Origin of the sequence: Kitasatospora purpeofusca (assembly GCF_042691725.1) — a bacterium.
Classification (GTDB): Bacteria; Actinomycetota; Actinomycetes; order Streptomycetales; family Streptomycetaceae; genus Kitasatospora; species Kitasatospora purpeofusca_B.
Map to the genome: position 1 here is coordinate 577,734 of NZ_CP170483.1, position 15,239 is coordinate 592,972.

Annotated in this window: 12 protein-coding genes; 6 read left to right on the forward strand and 6 right to left on the reverse strand. The window is 72.7% G+C overall.

The features are described 5' to 3' along the window. Positions 1 to 159: 159 nt before the first annotated feature. Complete coding sequence (locus ACFCLZ_RS02580) at positions 160 to 3,027, reverse strand: hypothetical protein (RefSeq protein ID WP_380282958.1); 2,868 nt, start codon at positions 3,025 to 3,027, stop codon at positions 160 to 162. A gap of 435 nt (positions 3,028 to 3,462) precedes the next feature. On the opposite strand from ACFCLZ_RS02580, the gene ACFCLZ_RS02585 reads away from it, so the two are divergent. The 3 genes from ACFCLZ_RS02585 to ACFCLZ_RS02595 all read left to right on the forward strand — a co-directional run bounded on the left by ACFCLZ_RS02585 (position 3,463) and on the right by ACFCLZ_RS02595 (position 6,572). Next, positions 3,463 to 3,840 carry a hypothetical protein gene (locus tag ACFCLZ_RS02585; protein ID WP_380282959.1) on the forward strand — a complete coding sequence of 126 codons (378 nt, stop codon included), beginning with the start codon at positions 3,463 to 3,465 and terminating at the stop codon, positions 3,838 to 3,840. A 382-nt stretch (positions 3,841 to 4,222) separates the two neighbouring features. After that, the gene (locus ACFCLZ_RS02590; RefSeq protein WP_380282960.1) at positions 4,223 to 5,191 is read left to right on the forward strand and encodes a hypothetical protein; all 969 of its coding nucleotides are present in this window, start codon (positions 4,223 to 4,225) and stop codon (positions 5,189 to 5,191) included. Positions 5,192 to 5,771: 580 nt separating this feature from the next. Next, a complete protein-coding gene (locus ACFCLZ_RS02595; RefSeq protein WP_380282961.1) occupies positions 5,772 to 6,572 on the forward strand; it encodes an MHYT domain-containing protein in 801 nt (266 codons plus the stop codon). Between the two features lie 97 nt (positions 6,573 to 6,669). On the opposite strand, the gene ACFCLZ_RS02600 is transcribed toward ACFCLZ_RS02595, so the two are convergent. Next, positions 6,670 to 8,208, reverse strand: a complete 1,539-nt coding sequence (locus tag ACFCLZ_RS02600) for an alpha/beta hydrolase (RefSeq protein WP_380282962.1) — start codon at positions 8,206 to 8,208, stop codon at positions 6,670 to 6,672. A 286-nt stretch (positions 8,209 to 8,494) separates the two neighbouring features. Between ACFCLZ_RS02600 and ACFCLZ_RS02605 the strand changes: the two genes are divergently transcribed. From ACFCLZ_RS02605 to ACFCLZ_RS02615, 3 genes are read left to right on the forward strand one after another with little or no spacing between them, the layout of a single operon-like run. Beyond that, a complete protein-coding gene (locus ACFCLZ_RS02605; protein ID WP_380282963.1) occupies positions 8,495 to 9,700 on the forward strand; it encodes a phosphatidylserine decarboxylase in 1,206 nt (401 codons plus the stop codon). Between the two features lie 50 nt (positions 9,701 to 9,750). Further along, entirely contained in the window at positions 9,751 to 11,172 is a 1,422-nt protein-coding gene (locus ACFCLZ_RS02610) for a hypothetical protein (protein WP_380282964.1), read from the forward strand. Then, positions 11,169 to 11,912 (forward strand): pyridoxamine 5'-phosphate oxidase family protein, encoded by a 744-nt coding sequence (locus ACFCLZ_RS02615; RefSeq protein ID WP_380282965.1) that lies wholly within the window; start codon positions 11,169 to 11,171, stop codon positions 11,910 to 11,912. Before ACFCLZ_RS02610 ends, ACFCLZ_RS02615 begins: the two co-directional genes overlap by 4 nt. A gap of 64 nt (positions 11,913 to 11,976) precedes the next feature. Here ACFCLZ_RS02615 and ACFCLZ_RS02620 read toward each other — a convergent pair whose 3' ends face one another. The 4 genes from ACFCLZ_RS02620 to ACFCLZ_RS02635 form a co-directional block, all read right to left on the reverse strand. Continuing rightward, on the reverse strand, positions 11,977 to 12,681 hold the full coding sequence (locus ACFCLZ_RS02620) for a nicotinamide riboside transporter PnuC (protein WP_380282966.1): 705 nt from the start codon (positions 12,679 to 12,681) through the stop codon (positions 11,977 to 11,979). A gap of 117 nt (positions 12,682 to 12,798) precedes the next feature. Beyond that, positions 12,799 to 13,296 (reverse strand): riboflavin kinase, encoded by a 498-nt coding sequence (locus ACFCLZ_RS02625; protein ID WP_380282967.1) that lies wholly within the window; start codon positions 13,294 to 13,296, stop codon positions 12,799 to 12,801. Further along, positions 13,289 to 13,813 carry a flavin reductase family protein gene (locus ACFCLZ_RS02630; RefSeq protein WP_380282968.1) on the reverse strand — a complete coding sequence of 175 codons (525 nt, stop codon included), beginning with the start codon at positions 13,811 to 13,813 and terminating at the stop codon, positions 13,289 to 13,291. The genes ACFCLZ_RS02625 and ACFCLZ_RS02630 overlap by 8 nt, the downstream gene beginning before the upstream one ends. Positions 13,814 to 13,858: 45 nt before the next feature. Continuing rightward, positions 13,859 to 15,205: an NtaA/DmoA family FMN-dependent monooxygenase gene (locus tag ACFCLZ_RS02635; RefSeq protein WP_380282969.1), complete on the reverse strand. Its 1,347-nt coding sequence runs from the start codon at positions 15,203 to 15,205 to the stop codon at positions 13,859 to 13,861. Positions 15,206 to 15,239 lie beyond the last annotated feature (34 nt).

A 15,239-nucleotide genomic window follows, 5' to 3' on the forward strand; every position in this document is an offset into this window, starting at 1 on the left:
TAATGACCCGCGGATACCGGGAAAGGGGTGAATCACTCGGGAAGGTGACGAGGCATGATGCCCGTTCGAACCCGGCGGGCCGTCGGCCCCGGTCGTGCGGGCACCGGTCCGCGCCTGCCGCGTGGACCGGTGCCCGAGGACGGATCAGCCCTTCCCCCGCTACGCGGTCGGGCTCCCGTCCCGCGCGCCGCGCAGCCCGGCCCGGCGCCTGCGGCCGGCCGTGACCAGCAACGGGGTGCCCACGGCGAGCAGCAGCGCGGCGGCCGTCCCGATCAGCGGCAGGCTGCCGCCGCCGGTGTCGGGGAGGGGGTGGTGGCCCCCCGCCGGGGGCTTGCCCACCGGGTAGGGCGCCGCCCCGTGGGTGTGCGTGTGGGTGGGGGTGGGGGTGGGCCCGTGCGAGTGCGTGGGCTCGTGCGTGGGCTGGTGGGTCGGGTGGTGCGAGGGGGAGGGGGACGGCGAGGGCGAGGGCGAGGGCGAGGGCGAGGGCGAGCCGGACGGTTGGCTGACGGGCCTCACCTCGACACTTGCCGATGCCGGGCCGGAGGTCACGGTGGTTCCGCCGGGTGCCGTGCCGGTGGCGACTGCGGTGTTGTCGATCCGTGCGGAGTGGAGGTCGTGCACCAGGACCGTGTACGTCGCGGTGCAGGTCATCGAGGCGCCCGTGTCGAGCGCGGTGGACGGGCAGGAGACCGCGGGCACGGTGCCCTCGCCGGTGAAGGCGGTCTCCTGGACGGCGATTCCGGTGAGGGGCACGTTGCCGGTGTTGGCGACCTGGAGGGTGTAGGTCACGGTCTGGCCGTCGGCGGTGACGGTGGCCGGCGACGCCGACTTGCTGAGCGTCAGGGCCGGCCTCGGCGCCGTCACGGTGGCGGTCGCGGGCGGCGAGGTGACCGTCGGGCCGACCGGCGGGGTGCCGGTGGCGGTCGCCGTGTTGGAGATGGTCCCGGCGTCCACGTCGGCCTGGGTGACGGTGTAGGTCGCGGTGCAGGTCATCGACGCGCCCGCGGCGAGGGTGGTCGACGGGCAGGAGACGGCCGGCGGCGTGCCCGTCCCCGAGAACGCGGTGTCCGCGACGACGACGTCCGTCAGGTCGAGGTTGCCGGTGTTGGTGACGACGAAGGAGTAGGTGAGCGCCTGTCCGGGCGTCAGCGTGGTGATCAGGGCGTTGCGCCGGCTGTTGACGCCCCCGCCGTTGTTCCCACCCCCGTTGTTTCCGCCACCACCGCCGTTGTTGCCCCCGCCGCCACCACTGGTGACGATCTTGTCCAGCGACAGGGCGGCCTTCGGCGAGGCGATCGTGGCGGTCGCCGGCGGTGTCGTCACCGCGGGGCCGCTGGGCGGGGTGCCGGTGGCGGTCGCCGAGTTGGTGACGAATCCGGCGTCCACGTCGGCCTGGGTGACCGTGTAGGTCGCGGTGCACGTCATCGCCGCGCCCGGGGCGAGGGTGGTCGACGGGCAGGAGACGGCCGGCGGCGTGCCCGTCCCCGAGAACGCGGTGTCCGCGACGGCGGCGTCCGTGAGCGTGACGGCACCGGTGTTGGTCACCACGAACGAGTAGTACAGCGTCTCCCCGGCCGTCAGCGTCGACACCAGGAGGTTGCGCCGGTTGTTGCCGCCGCTGCCGCTGCCGAGGTCGACCTTCTTGTCCAGGGTGAGCGACGCCTGCGGTCCGGTGACGGTCGCCGTGGTCGGCGGCGAGGTCACCGGCGGGCCGGTGGGCGGGGTGCCGGAGGCGGTCGCCGTGTTGGAGACGGTCCCGGCGTCCACGTCCGCCTGGGTCACGGTGTACGTCGCGGTGCAGGTCATGCTGTCGCCGGCGGCCAGCGGGGTCGCCGGGCAGACGACCACCGGCGGCGTGCCCGTCCCGGAGAAGGACGTCTCGGCGATGGTCACGTTCGTCAGCACCGTGTTGCCGGTGTTGGTGACGACGAAGGAATAGGTGAGCGTCTGCCCGGCCGTCAGCGTGGTGACCAGGGTGCTGCGCCGGCTGTTGACGCCCCCGCCGTTGTTCCCACCCCCGTTGTTCCCACCCCCGTTGTTTCCGCCGCCGTTGTTGCCCCCGCCCCCACCGCCACCGCTGGTGACGATCTTGTCCAGGGACACCGCGGGCTGCTGCTGCGGGCCGGTCACGGTCGCGGTGGACGGCGGGGAGGTCACCGGCGAGCCACTCGGCGGGGTTCCGGTGGCGGCGGCGGTGTTGGTGAGCGTCCCGGCGTTCGCGTCGGCCTGCGTCACGGTGTACGAGCCCGTGCACGTCGTCGCGGCACCGGGGGCCAGGGTGGTCGACGGGCAGGAGATGATCGGCGGCGCCCCCGTACCGGAGAACGACGTGTCCGCCACCGTGATCCCGGTGAGCGTGACGTTGCCGGTGTTCCGGACCAGGTACGAGTAGTCGATCACCTCACCGGCCGTCAGCGTGACGACCGTCGTGGACCGGTCGGAGCGGCTGTTGCCGCCGCTGCCGCCGCCCCCGAGCTGCCCCGTCTTCTCCAGCGAGAGGGCGGCGCTCTGCAGCGCGACGACGTCGAGGCGGGCCGGAGCCGCGGTGACCGCGGGGCCGGCGGGCGGCGTACCGCCGGCGGTGGCGACGGTGGCGAAACCCCCCGCGTCGATGTCGGCCTGGGTGACGGTGTACGGCGCGGTGCAGGTCAGCGCCGCGCCCACCGCCAGGGGGGTCGCCGGGCAGGAGACGGACGGAGCGGTACCCGTGCCTCCGAAGGCGGTGAAGCCGGCGGTGATCGCGCTCAGCGGCTCGTCCCCGGTGTTGGCGACCACGAACGAGAAGGTCACCGTCTCGCCCGCCTGACCGAGGGTCGGGGGTGCCAGGGACGGGACGACGGACAGCGACGGCGCCTGCGCCGACGCCACCCCGGCGCCGGGGAAGCCGCTGACCACCATGCCCGCGACCGCCGTCACCGCCGTCAGCAGCATGAGGAGGCGGCCGGGTCCGAACCGGCGCGGGACCACCCGCGGGGGCGTACCGCCCTCGGCCGCGGGGCCCGGCGGCCTCGCCTTGCGAACTCTCATCTGGTGCTTCTCCCAACTGGTCCGGGCACCGGGGACCCGAGGAGGGCGCCGCGACTGCCACCGTGCTGATCACCGCCGGCCGGCAGGGCCGCGCGGCCTCCTTTCCAGCGACGACGCCACCCCGCGCACGGGCGACCCGCGCAGGCACCACCGCTGTGCCGGCCGCCCCGCGGACCCGCAGGCTCCGCGTGGGCACTGCGCCATGTCTCACCGTTCGCCCCGCCGCCCAGACGTTCCACAGCCAGGGGGCCACCTGTTCAGGCGCAGGCTTTCACCGGGTCGGACCGGCCGGACGGGGCCACCACGGCCCGCCGTGCTACGGGGTCGCGCCGGGGCGCCCGCCCGGGTGAACTTCGCGGCCGCGGTCCGCGCCGTGGCCGCCGCCCTCGCCGGCGGCGCCGCACCATGAGGCAGGTTCACTACCAGGAGGATTAAATGATCAGACGATTTATCGTCACCGCTGCCGCCGTCGGCAGCCTGCTGCTCACCGGCGCCGGCTGGGCCGCCGCGAACTCCGGCGCGCACCACGGCCACCAGGGCCACGAAGGTCACCAGAGCCACCAAGGCCACGAAGGCCACGAAGGCCACCACGAGCGTCCCGACAGCGTCTGTGCCACCGGTAACGATTCGATCGGCGCGATCAACTGCGGGAACACCTACGTCTACAACCCGAACATCCTGGGTGGTCTGCTCAACCTGCTCTCCCTGCCGACGCCCGGGGGCGGCGGCGGGAACAACGGCGGCGGCGGCAACAACGGTGGCGGCAACGGCGGCGGGAACAACGGCGGCGGGGGGAGCGGCGGCAACAGCTAGTCCAGCCGGGCGGCGGCCCGCACCGGAGGGTGCGGGCCGTCGGCCTGCCCGGGGGCGTGCGCCAGTTGGCCGTGCGCCAGGCGGGCGGCGTCCGGCATCGCGGTGCGGCCCTGGTCCAGGCCGATCGCCGGCGCCGTGGTGCCGAGGACCCGGTCCTGCCCGTAGGACGACCGGCGGCCGGGCCAGACCGGGTTCCAGGTGGGCGGGCGGTCGGACGGTCCGGCTCCGCCGGGGTGTCCAGCGGGCGTCGCGGCCCCCGAGTCCTGGAGGGACCGGAGGCCGTGCGCTAAAGCGCACGGCGCGCAAGGTGTGCGTTCTACGGTGCGGTGTCGCCGCATGCGACGTCGATACCGCACTCCTCCAGGCCCGAAGGGACCGCACCATGCGTCTCACTCCCCTGTTCCAGGTCACCGCGGTGGCTCTCGCCGCGGTGGCCTCGACCGCCGTCGCCACGCCCGCCGGGGCCGCGACTCCCCCGCTGAGCGCGCCCACGGTGGTCGCCCACCTCGACCTCGCCCGCGGCCAGCAGCCGGAGAACCTCACCCCGCTGCCGAACGGCGGCACCGCCGTGACCTTCGCCTTCTCCCGCCAGGTGGCCGAGATCGACCGTGACGGCGCCGTCCGCGTCCTCGCCACCCTGCCCGCACCCGCCCCGGGGTCGGCGACTCCGGCGCTGACCTCCCCACTCCTCGGGGGCATCGTGCGCGCGGACGACGGCGTCCTCCACTTCCTCTACGCGACGGGGACCGCCGACCTCACCGGGGTCTGGCGGCTGGCCCCCGGCGGCGCCCCCGAGCGGATCGCCGCGCTGCCCGCCGACGCCCTGCCCAACGGGCTCGCGAGGGACGAGCGCACCGGCTTCCTGTACGCCGCCGACTCCGTCCTCGGCACGGTCTGGCGGATCCCCGCCGGCGGCGGAACCGCCGTCCCGTGGGCGACCGGCACCGCCCTGCGGCCCAACGGCTTCCTCGGCGCCAACGGCATCAAGGTCCACGACCGGGCCGTCTGGGTCTCCAACCTCGACAACGGCACCCTGCTGCGCATCCCGATCCGGCCCGACGGCGGCGCGGGCCGGGCCCGGGTCGCCGCCACCGGCCTGACCGGCATCGACGACTTCGCCTTCACCGGTCGCGGCGGCCAGGTCCTGGCCGCCCTCAACGGCAGCAACCAGATCGCCCTGGTCGCCGAGGACGGCACCCACAGCATCGTCCTCGACGGGTCGGACGGCCTGCAGAACCCCACCTCCGTCGCCGTCCGCGGCGACCGGGTCTGGATCGCGGACGCCGCCTACGTGACCCGGCAGGATCCGAACCTCCTGACGGCCCGCCTGGGCCGGACCACCTCGCACTGAGCGGGACCCGGGGGCCGTCCGCACCGGCCGGGTGGAGGCCCGGTCCGGACGGCCCCCGGCCCGCAGGATGCCGGGCGTGACGCACCGGCCGAGCGGCCGTCACCCGCCCGGGCAGCACCGGGCGACGAGCCCCCGCGCCGTCCTTCTTCACGGAACATCCCCGAAGAACCCCCCGTTCGGTCCTTGACCGGCGGGGGTCGTTAGTATGTACCCGCACGTGAGGCCCGGCAGACGGCTTCCCGTCGCACGCCCCGGGCCGACGACGCCCCCTGCCGCGTGCCCCGTCCGTCTGCCAACACCCCGTGGTACCGCCCGTGACCCTCGACGCCGGGCGGGCCGCGCGGATCCGCCGAACCAGGGCCTTCGAGGAGCGATGTGACGGTACACCGACCGGGGCGGGTGCGGCCGCGGCCCGGTACCTGGGCCCCGCCGGCCGGTGGACCACTCCCCTTCAGCCCGCATTCCCCCGGGGTTCCGATCATTCGTGTACCCCTGGACCCGGGAGATCCGCGCCGCCCCTTGCCCGGCGCGGGCCGTTCCCGTCCCAATCCACCAACGACACGTCAGCTCAGGTACCTCCATGCACCCCCATACCGCCCCCATCGACGGCTTCCATTACGGCTGGATCAACCCGGTCCTCTCCTACCTGGTCGCCTGCATCGGAGCCGCGCTCGGCCTGCGCTGCACCGTCCGCGCTCTGGACCTGCCGCCGCGCCGGCGGCTCGGCTGGCTGCTGCTCGGCGCCGCCGAGATCGGCTGCGGCATCTGGACGATGCACTTCCTCGCGATGCTCGGCTTCACCGTCACCGGCTCGACCATCCTCTACAACGTGCCGCTGACGCTGTGCAGCCTGCTGCTCGCGATCGTGGTCTGCGGCCTCGGCATCCTCTACGTCGGCTACCGGCCGCGCGGCCTGGCCACGCTGCTGATCGGCGGCACGGTGATGGGCCTGGGCGTCGCGGCGATGCACTACCTCGGCATGGCGGCGATGCACGTCCAGGGCCGGGTGTCGTACGACACCCTCACCGTGGCGGCCTCGGTCGCGATCGCCGTGGCCGCGTCCACCGCCGCGCTGTGGATGACCCTGAACATCACCGGCCTGGTGGCCTCCCTGGCCTCGTCGCTGATCGCCGGGGTCGCCGTGGTGGCCATGCACTACACCGGCATGGCCGCGGTCTCGGTCACGCTGGACGGCCGCACCCCGGTCGGCGGCCTGCCGGCCTCACAGTTCATCACCCCGCTCGCGGTGGCGATCCTCGTCCTGCTCGCGCTCGGCGGGATCGCGCTGATGCTCTCGCCGCAGGACGCCTCGCTCTCGGGCCGGGCCGGTGCCGCGCGGCCGGAGCCGGTGCGGGTGCCGCTGTTCGACCGGCGGGGCTGATCCGGCACCGCACCACCCTGTCGGCCCGGCGCGGGAGTCTCCCGCGCCGGGCCGTCGCGTTGTTCGGGGGGCTCCGGTCGCCGGTGCGCACCGACGGCTACGGCCGGGTGGCGGGGCAGTCGGTGTCGTGGGCGGGGAGGACGCCGTCGAGGAGGTAGCGGTCGACGGCGGTGTCCACGCAGGTGTCGCGCGGCGCGAACAGGCCCGCGTAGACGGTGTGGCGGAAGGCGCCGCGCAGGGTCACCAGGCGGGACCCGCTCAGCGCGCGGTGGGCGGAGAGCTGGCCGGGGTAGGTGGCGGCCGGGTCGCCGTCGGCGCCGACCAGCAGGGCCGGGACGGCGTTGCGCACCCGGGTGGGCGGCTCGGCGGGCTCCACGGGCCAGAAGGTGCACGGGGTGAGGTTGCGGGTGAGCGGGCCGAACAGCGGCTCGTCGGCACGGTGCGCCCGGATGTCGCGGTAGTAGGCGAGCGGATCGCGCGAGGCGGCGCGGTCGGCGCACATGATCGCGGTCTGCACGGCGGCGGAGCCTCCCGTGTCGGGCGCCGCCAGGCCGGTCAGCACCGCCTCCAGCAGCGCGGTCGGCTGAGCCGCCCGCCCCTCGGCCGCGTCCAGCAGGACGCGCACCAGGGCGGAGAACTCCTCGTAGGCGGCCGCGTCGTCACCGGCCGCCACGGTCCACAGCACCTGCGGCAGGAGCCGGGCGTCGACCTCGTGGGCGCCGACCGTCAGCGGGGCGCGCTCGGCCGCCAGGCGCACGCGCTCGACCGCCGCCAGCACCTCGGCGGTCGTCGCGCCCAGCCGGTGGCGGTCGTCGTGGGCGGCCGCCCAGCCGGCCCAGGCGGTGAGCGCCGCCGCCATCGCGGGTCCCTGGGTCGCCGTCAGGTCGGGGCCGAAGCGGTCGGGGTCCATGGCGGCGTCGAGCACCGCCCGGCCGACCCGCCCGGGAAACAGCTGGAGGTAGACCTCGCCGAGGTAACTGCCGTAGGACGAACCGAGATAGGCGATCGTCGGCTCCCCGAGCACGGTACGCACCAGGTCCATGTCCCGGGCGGTGTTGCGGGTGGAGGCGTGCGGCAGCAGGTCGCGGTAGGGGGCGCAGCGGGCGGCGAGGTCCTTGGCGACCTCGGCCGACCGGTCGAAGGTCAGCCGCTCGGGTCCGGCCGAGCCCGGGCCCGCGGTCGGCCAGCCGCAGTCGAGCGGGGTGCTGGCGCCGACGAAGCGCGGGTCCATGCCGACGATGTCGTAGCGGGCGGCCAGCGCGGGGGCGGCCTGCCGCAGGGCGAGGGCGAGGTGGCGGGCGGGGACGCCGGGGCCGCCGGGGTTGTAGAACAGGGTGCCGAGGCGATGGGCGGGGTCGGTGGCGGGCAGCCGGGCGAGGGCGACGCCGATGGTCCGCCCGTCCGGCCGCCGGTAGTCGAGGGGGACGGCGACCTCGGTGCAGCGGGCGCCGGCGGCGTCGAGTTCGGCGCCGGCGGTGTCCTCCGGGCCGGTGGCACAGGCGTGCCAGGACGGTTGCCGGGCGCGGAGCGCGGCGAGCGGGTCGGCGGTGGCCGCCGCGACGGGCGGGGCCGACGCGGTGAGAACGGTCAGGGCCAGCGCCGCCACTGCGGCGGCCGACTTGGCGGCGCGGATCACGGGGTTCCCCTCGGGTGCTTCGGCGGGCAGTCGGGGCGACGGTAGGCCGCCCGGCCGGGCGGCCGCATCCGCCGACGGTAGCGGGCGCACCCGCCGAAGTGCCCCCACGGGTCTGCTACTTCAGGACCACGCGGCGGACGGCCGGGCGCGACACGCGGCACACCACCGGACGGAAATGGTTTCCGGGCGAAGGGCGTGTCCGCGGGCGCGGTCCTTCGTTGACCGGGACGTACTGATGAGGGCGCAGCAGCCCAGGACGGCCCCACTTCGCGGAAGGCAGCAGAACGTGACCTCGAAGACCATCGACGAACTCAAGGACAAGATCAAGGAGCTGTACAACGACAAGACCGGCGATTTCAGGGTCAAGTTCGACGCGGCGATCGCAGGCCTGCAGCCGCCCACGGTGGACCCGAAGTCCGACGTCTACAAGGACTGGCGAGGCGCGACCGGCGACACCCTCGCGGAGTTCTTCGGCGAGTGGTACCAGTGGGGATGGGGCCAGCCCATCGCCGACGGGCTGCTGTACATCCGGAAGTTCAGCTGGATCAGTTACCAGAACGACGCGGGGCTCGCGTTCGTGCACAGCGAGTCCGGGCGCGACGTGCTGGCCGACTTCACGAACCTGCAGGGCCTCCAGATGGACGACCCGGACTCCGAGGACCTCGTCCGGAAGTGGATCGACGAACTCGGTCCGAAGCGGATGGCCGACTTCAAGGACGGGGACTGGTCGACCCTCAACAAGTTCTTCATCAGGGAGCTGAAGCCCGGTTCCCGGTGGATCGACGACAGCCTCGACCCGAGTGTCGTGGTCGCCCCGACCGACTGCGTCATCAACATGATCGTCGACGATCTGACCGACGAGACACCGCTCCCGATCAAGGGGGGCGTCACCATGAACGTCGGCCGGCTGCTCGCCGGCTCCAAGTACGCCGAGAAGTTCACCGGCGGAACGGCCGTGTCGTGCATCCTCATGCCCGACACCTACCACCGCTACCACGCCCCGGTCGGCGGCGAGGTGGTCGAGGCCCGCGACGACGTCGGCGGCGTCTACTACGGGATCCGGGACTTCCCCGACCTGCTCAACAAGGGCAACGTCGGCTACGGGTACGACTACAGCCTGTTCGAGGACTTCCGCCGCGGATACGTCATCATCAAGACGCCGTACCTGGACCACAAGGGGGACCCGGACGGCGAGGGCCATGTCGCCCTGGTGCCCGTCGGCCTCAACTCGATCGGCTCCGTGCAGTTCCTCGAGAAGTTCCGGAACATCACGGAGAAGTCGGCCCCGGTCGAGGTGAGGAAGGGCGACGAGATCGGCTTCTTCCAGTACGGCGGCTCGCTGAACATCCTGCTGTTCGAGGCGAACCGGTTCCCGGCGCTCCAGCTGCTCATGGGCCAGCGCATCGGGGTCCTCCAAGAGGTCGCGCACACCGAGCGCCACATGGAGCGCTACCGCCGGCCGCAGCCCGGGCCTTTCCCGCCGGCTTCCTGATCCCGGTCCCGGTCCCGAACCCGAACCCGAACCCGAACGGAAGGTGCACCATGCCCCGTCAGCCCGTGTACGCCATCCCGGCCAACGTCGCCAACACGCAGACCATCCACTTCTACCCCGACCCCGACCCCAAGAAGAAGGAGCAGGAGGAAGGGGTCCCGAAGACCGTCCGGTCCTACGCCGGGTACGCGGACGTCGACGGCCCGGGAACGGCGAAGAGCCATCTGTTCTACTGGTTCTTCGAGAGCCAGACCTATGACCCCCACATCGACGCCGACCAGCAGAAGGAGCTGATCGAGCAGACGCCCCTGCTGATCTGGCTCAACGGCGGGCCCGGCGCCTCCTCGCTCGCGGGGCTGTTCCTGGAGAACGGCCCGCTGCGTATCGGCGACGACGCCGCCGGAGCCATCTCGGTCAGCCCCGACACCTGGAACCAGGAAGCCCACGTCCTCTACTGGGACCAGCCCATCGGCTCGGGATACAGCTACTGCGAGACCAAGGACACGTACGTCGAGGACGAGGAGACCCTCAGCCAGATGTTCTGGCTGGCGCTGCAGCAGTTCTTCGCGACGTACCCGGAGTACCTGGCGTGCCCCCTGTACGTCTGCGGTGAGAGCTACGCGGGCAAGTACGTGCCGTACATCGCCAAGAAGATCCACGAGCAGAACCTCAGCAACACCGGAACGCACCTCAATCTGGCCGGCATCGCCGTGGGCAACGGCTGGATCAGGCCGGAGCTCTCCATCCGCGTCATGATCGACTACGCCTACGCGTCCGGGTTCCTCGGCCTGGGCCAGAAGGAGGTCCTGGACTTCGCCTACGCCAACTTCCAGGACGCCCTCAAGGCCGGCCAGATGAAGAAGGCCGCCGATCTCGGGAACGGCCTGGTCAACGCCGTGCTGGCGTTCGGGGGCGACTTCTACATCTACGACGTACGGAGCTGGGACGGCCTGTCGGTGGGTGCGCTGCCCGCCTACCTGAACAGCGACGCCGTCAAGGATTCCCTGCACGTCGACCACGAATGGACGTTCGCGGACAACTCCGGTCCGGTGGCCGACGCGCTGAAGGCCGACATCATGGCGGACGCCTCCTCGGTCTACACCGATCTCATCCACGCGAAGGAGCAGTACAAGGTCCTGCTCTACACCGGGGACTTCGACAGCGCCTGCGGCTACCAGAGCACCGAGGAAATCCTCGACGAGATCATGAAGGACGGCTGGCGCAACGCCAAGCGGTTGATCTGGAAGCAGGCACAGGGGAACCCGAAGGGCTTCGTCCGCACCCTGGAGAACGTCACCCAGGTCGCCGTGCCCGACTCCGGACACGAGGTGCCGGCCTACCAACCGCAGATCTCCCGGGAGATGCTCTACAACTGGCTCTTCAACCGCCGCTTCCACGGCCAGGACCCCACGAGCGCGGTCCAGGCGATCCTCGACAAGGCCCAGCAGGACGCCGACCGGGAGAAGGAGTGAGCGGGCACTTCAAGCGGACCAAGGAGACCGACGACCTGGCGGCGGCCGTGGCGGTCCTCAGGGAGGGCTATGTCTGCACCCTCGCCCACATCGACCCCGGCCCGGGCCCGGGCACGGGCCGGCCGAGGTGCGTACCCATGGTCTACGCGTACCACGAGGAGGGGGACCAGAAGCTCCTCTATCTGCACGGCTCCATCTACTGGCCGCCGCAGATGCAGCTGAATCCCTCGCTGCGGCAGCTGTGGAACGACGACGGGGTTCCCGTCTGCCTGGCCGTCACCCTCCTCGACAGCCTCCTCGTCGGCCGGGCGGCGATCAGCACCTCCCTCAACTACCGCTCCGTGGTGGTGGACGGCATCGCGAAGAAGGTCGATCCGGCGGAGCGCGCGAAGGCGTTCGAGGCGCTCAGCAACCAGGTCATCCCGGGCCGATGGCCCGAACTGCGCCCGATCAAGGACGCCAAGGGCGGCGAGCTGGACACCGACGGCGAGCACACCCCGACCGTGGGAGTCCTCTCCGTCAGCCTCACCGAGAACGCGACGGTGCGGATCAAGCGGCACCACGCCGCCGAGCCGGAGCACGAGAACCAGCAGGACTGGGACTGGGACCACGGCAACGCCTGGGGCGGCCTGCTCCCGATGCGCATGGTCTACGGACCCGCCGTCCCCGACTCGCACGTCAAGGACAAGGAGGCCGACCCGCCCGACTCCGTCCAGCGGCTCATCGGCAGGCCTACCTAGAACGACGCCACGTCCTGCGAGCCCGGGGGAACGCTCGCAGGACGTGGCCGCCGCCGTGGCCGGGTTACGACCCGGTGGCCGCGGTGGTGTCGCCGCGGCCCTCCAGGACCACGGCCGGCTCCAGCGGGGAGGCGATCTCCTGGCCCTTGCTGCGCGCGGCCCAGTCGCGGATGCCGATCAGGACCATGACGAAGAAGATCCCGTAGACGATGCCGGAGAAGTACAGCTCGGAGTGGATCGCGAGCGGCACGCCGACCAGGTCGACGGCCAGCCAGACGAACCAGAACTCCACGTACCGGCGGGCCTGGGTGTACATCGCCAGGATCGAACCGACGAAGATCCAGGCGTCCGCGAGGACCATCCACCAGGGGGCGCCGGGGTAGAACGAGGCGTCGGTCCCCTTGAGCAGGGCGGCGAACGCGAAGGTGCCGACGGCCATGATGGCGATGAGGACCGAGCGCTCCCGCCAGGAGGCCCAGCGGACGTTGATCGTGCCCTCCTGCTGCCTGCTGCGCCGCCAGGTGGCCCAGCCCCAGGTCGCCGAGACGATGATCACGACCTGCCGGGCGGCGTTGCCGCCGAGGTGGACGTTCAGGCTGGCGATGAGCAGCAGGACCGATCCGAGGATCTGCACGGGCCAGGCCACCAGCGAGCGCCGCAGGGCGAGCCAGACGGTCGCGAGCGCCAGAATGTTGCCGAGGAAGTCGGACCAGTAGACGGGGAGGCCGAAGAAGCTGAACTGCTCGTTCAGCCACTGGAGTGCGCTCATGACTAACACCTTTTGTTTGCTGGGGGAACAATTCCGGGTGTGAGCTGCGGCCCGGGACGGGGCCGGTGACGAGGCGTGGAGCACGGCGGTGGGGGCGGGGGCCGTGCGCGGGGGACCTCAGGGGGCGGTGCCGGTGGTGCGGTGCGCGGTGCCGGTGGTGCGGTGCGCGGCGAGCGCGTCCTCGCGGACGCGCCGCCCGTGGTCCGAGGCGAGCACGGCCTCGGACCGCCGGACATCCTCCCGCACGGCGCGCACCAGCGCGGCGGGGGACGGGAACTTCACGGTGTCGCGGATCCGTTCGGCGAACCACACGGTAACCCGCTCGCCGTAGACGTCCTCCGCGAGGTCGTGGCAGTAGGCCTCGACGTGGACGTCCGCGGTGTCGCAGAAGGTCGGGTTCGATCCGACGCTGATCGTCGCCGGGTGGACGGCGCCGGTGCGGTGGCGGACCACCCAGCCGCTGTACACCGCGGCCGGCGGGACCGGGGAGTCCGGGCCGGCCGCGATGTTGGCGGTGGGGAACCCGAGGCCGTGGCCCCGGCCGGCGCCGTGCACCACCGTGCCGGTGAGGTGCGGGCGGGCGGCCGGGGCCCCGGGCCCGGGGGTCTCAGGCATGGGGCAGGAGCTCGCGGAACTGGCTGGTGTGGAAGACCAGCGGCTCCACGCCGGCGAAGAGTTCGACGCTCAGCAGTTCCAGGAGCACGATCTCGTGGTCGCCGCCGTCGTAGGTCGCGTTGACCCTGGCCGTCAGCCAGAGCGCGGCGTCCTCGACGAGGACCGCGCCCTCGGGCGTCGCCGTCCAGCCGATGCCGTCGAAACGCTTGGCCTCGCGGGAGGCGAGGCGCCGGCAGAGCGCGCCCTGGCCGTGGCTGAGCACGCTCAGTCCCACCACCGGTGCCTGCGCCAGGCGCGGCCAGGTGGTGGAGGTGCGGGCGACGCTGACGGCGACCATCGGCGGCTCGAGGGAGATCGAGACGAAGGAGCTGGCGGCGAAGCCGACCGGCTCGTCCCCGCGCAGCGCGCCGATCGCGACCACGCCGGTGGGGTAGGCCCCGAAGGCCTGTCGCAGGGTCGCCGCGTCCAGCTCCGCCGGCGTGGACGTCCCGGCCGGGTCGTCGGCAAGGGTGGCCATGGTCATCGACATCCTCTCGTCATCCTCTCGTCGCGGGTGCGGTGCTCAGTGCCGGTACCGCGCCGCCGGGTGGCTGGCCGGCAGCGCGGGGTCGCCCGAGCCGGTGAGCCGCTCGCGCAGGCTCTCGCCCTCGGTGTACTCGCCGCGGAAGACGCCGCGGGCCCGCAGGATCGGCAGCACCGACTCGACGAACTCGGTCGTCGAGGCCGGCTGGACCGCCGGGGAGAGCAGGAACCCGTCCAGGTCGGCGCCCTCGGCGAGGGCGCAGATCTCGTCGGCGATCTCCTCGGGCGTGCCGACGACCGGGCGCGCGCCCACGCCGTGGGTGTGCCAGTCGGCGAGGACGTCGCCGACGGTCTTGCCGGCGAAGCGGGCGACCTGGGTCTGCGACATCTCGGTGGAGAGCTCGGTCATGGGCGTGTCGGGCGCGTAGGAGGAGAGGTCGAGCCCGGTGAACATGGCGTAGCTGGCGACGGTGACCTCGGGCCGCTGGGCGTCGAGGATCCGCTGGTAGCGGCGCTCGGCGTCGGAGGTGGTGGCGCCGACGACGCAGGAGAACGCCGACATCACCTTGACCTCGTCGGCCCGGCGGCCCGCCTTGACCGCCTCCTCGCGGATGGAGGCGGTGTGTCCGGCGAGCTGCGCGACGGAGCCGCTGCCCACGAACATGCACTCGCCATGGCGTCCGCCGACCCGGCGGCCGGCGGGCGAGGCCCCGGCCTGGAAGAGGACGGGCGTGCCCTGCGGGGAGCGCGCGGTGTTGCCGTAGCCGTGCGAGCGGAAGAACGGTCCCTCGTGGCTGACCAGGTGGACCTTGGCGGGGTCGGCGAAGCGGCCGTCCTTGTCCTTCTCCAGCGCGTCCGGCTCCCAGGCGCCCTCCCAGTACTTGTAGACGAGGTCGAGGAAGTCCTCGGCCATCCGGTAGCGGTCGTCGTGCGCCACCATGTCCATGCCGAAGGCCTTGACCGCGGTGTCGGCCGTGCCCGTCGTCACGACGTTCCAGCCGATCCGGCCGCCGGAGAGCTGGTCGAGGGTGGCCATCCGGCGGGCGAAGGCGTACGGCGGTTCGACGAGGACGGAGCCCGTCATGACCAGGCCCAGGTTGGTCGTCGTCGACAGCAGCGCGGACGCCACCACCACCGGGTCGAGCCGCGGCAGGTCGAGGGTCTCCTCGGTGGCGATCGGCGGGCGGGTGCCGTCGATCTCCGACCAGCCCCAGGCGTCGGCCAGGAAGAGGAAGTCCAGCTTGGCGTCCTCGCAGATCGCGGCGAGCTCGCGCCAGTACCCGAGGGTGTCGAAGAGGTGTCGCCGGCTGTCGGGGTGGCGCCAGGTGGCGGTGCCGCTCGCGTTGGTCTGGGCGTTCTCGAACAGGCCGATCTTGAGGTTCTTCATGGGTGGTTCTCCGTAGTGCTGGTGAGGGTCCCGC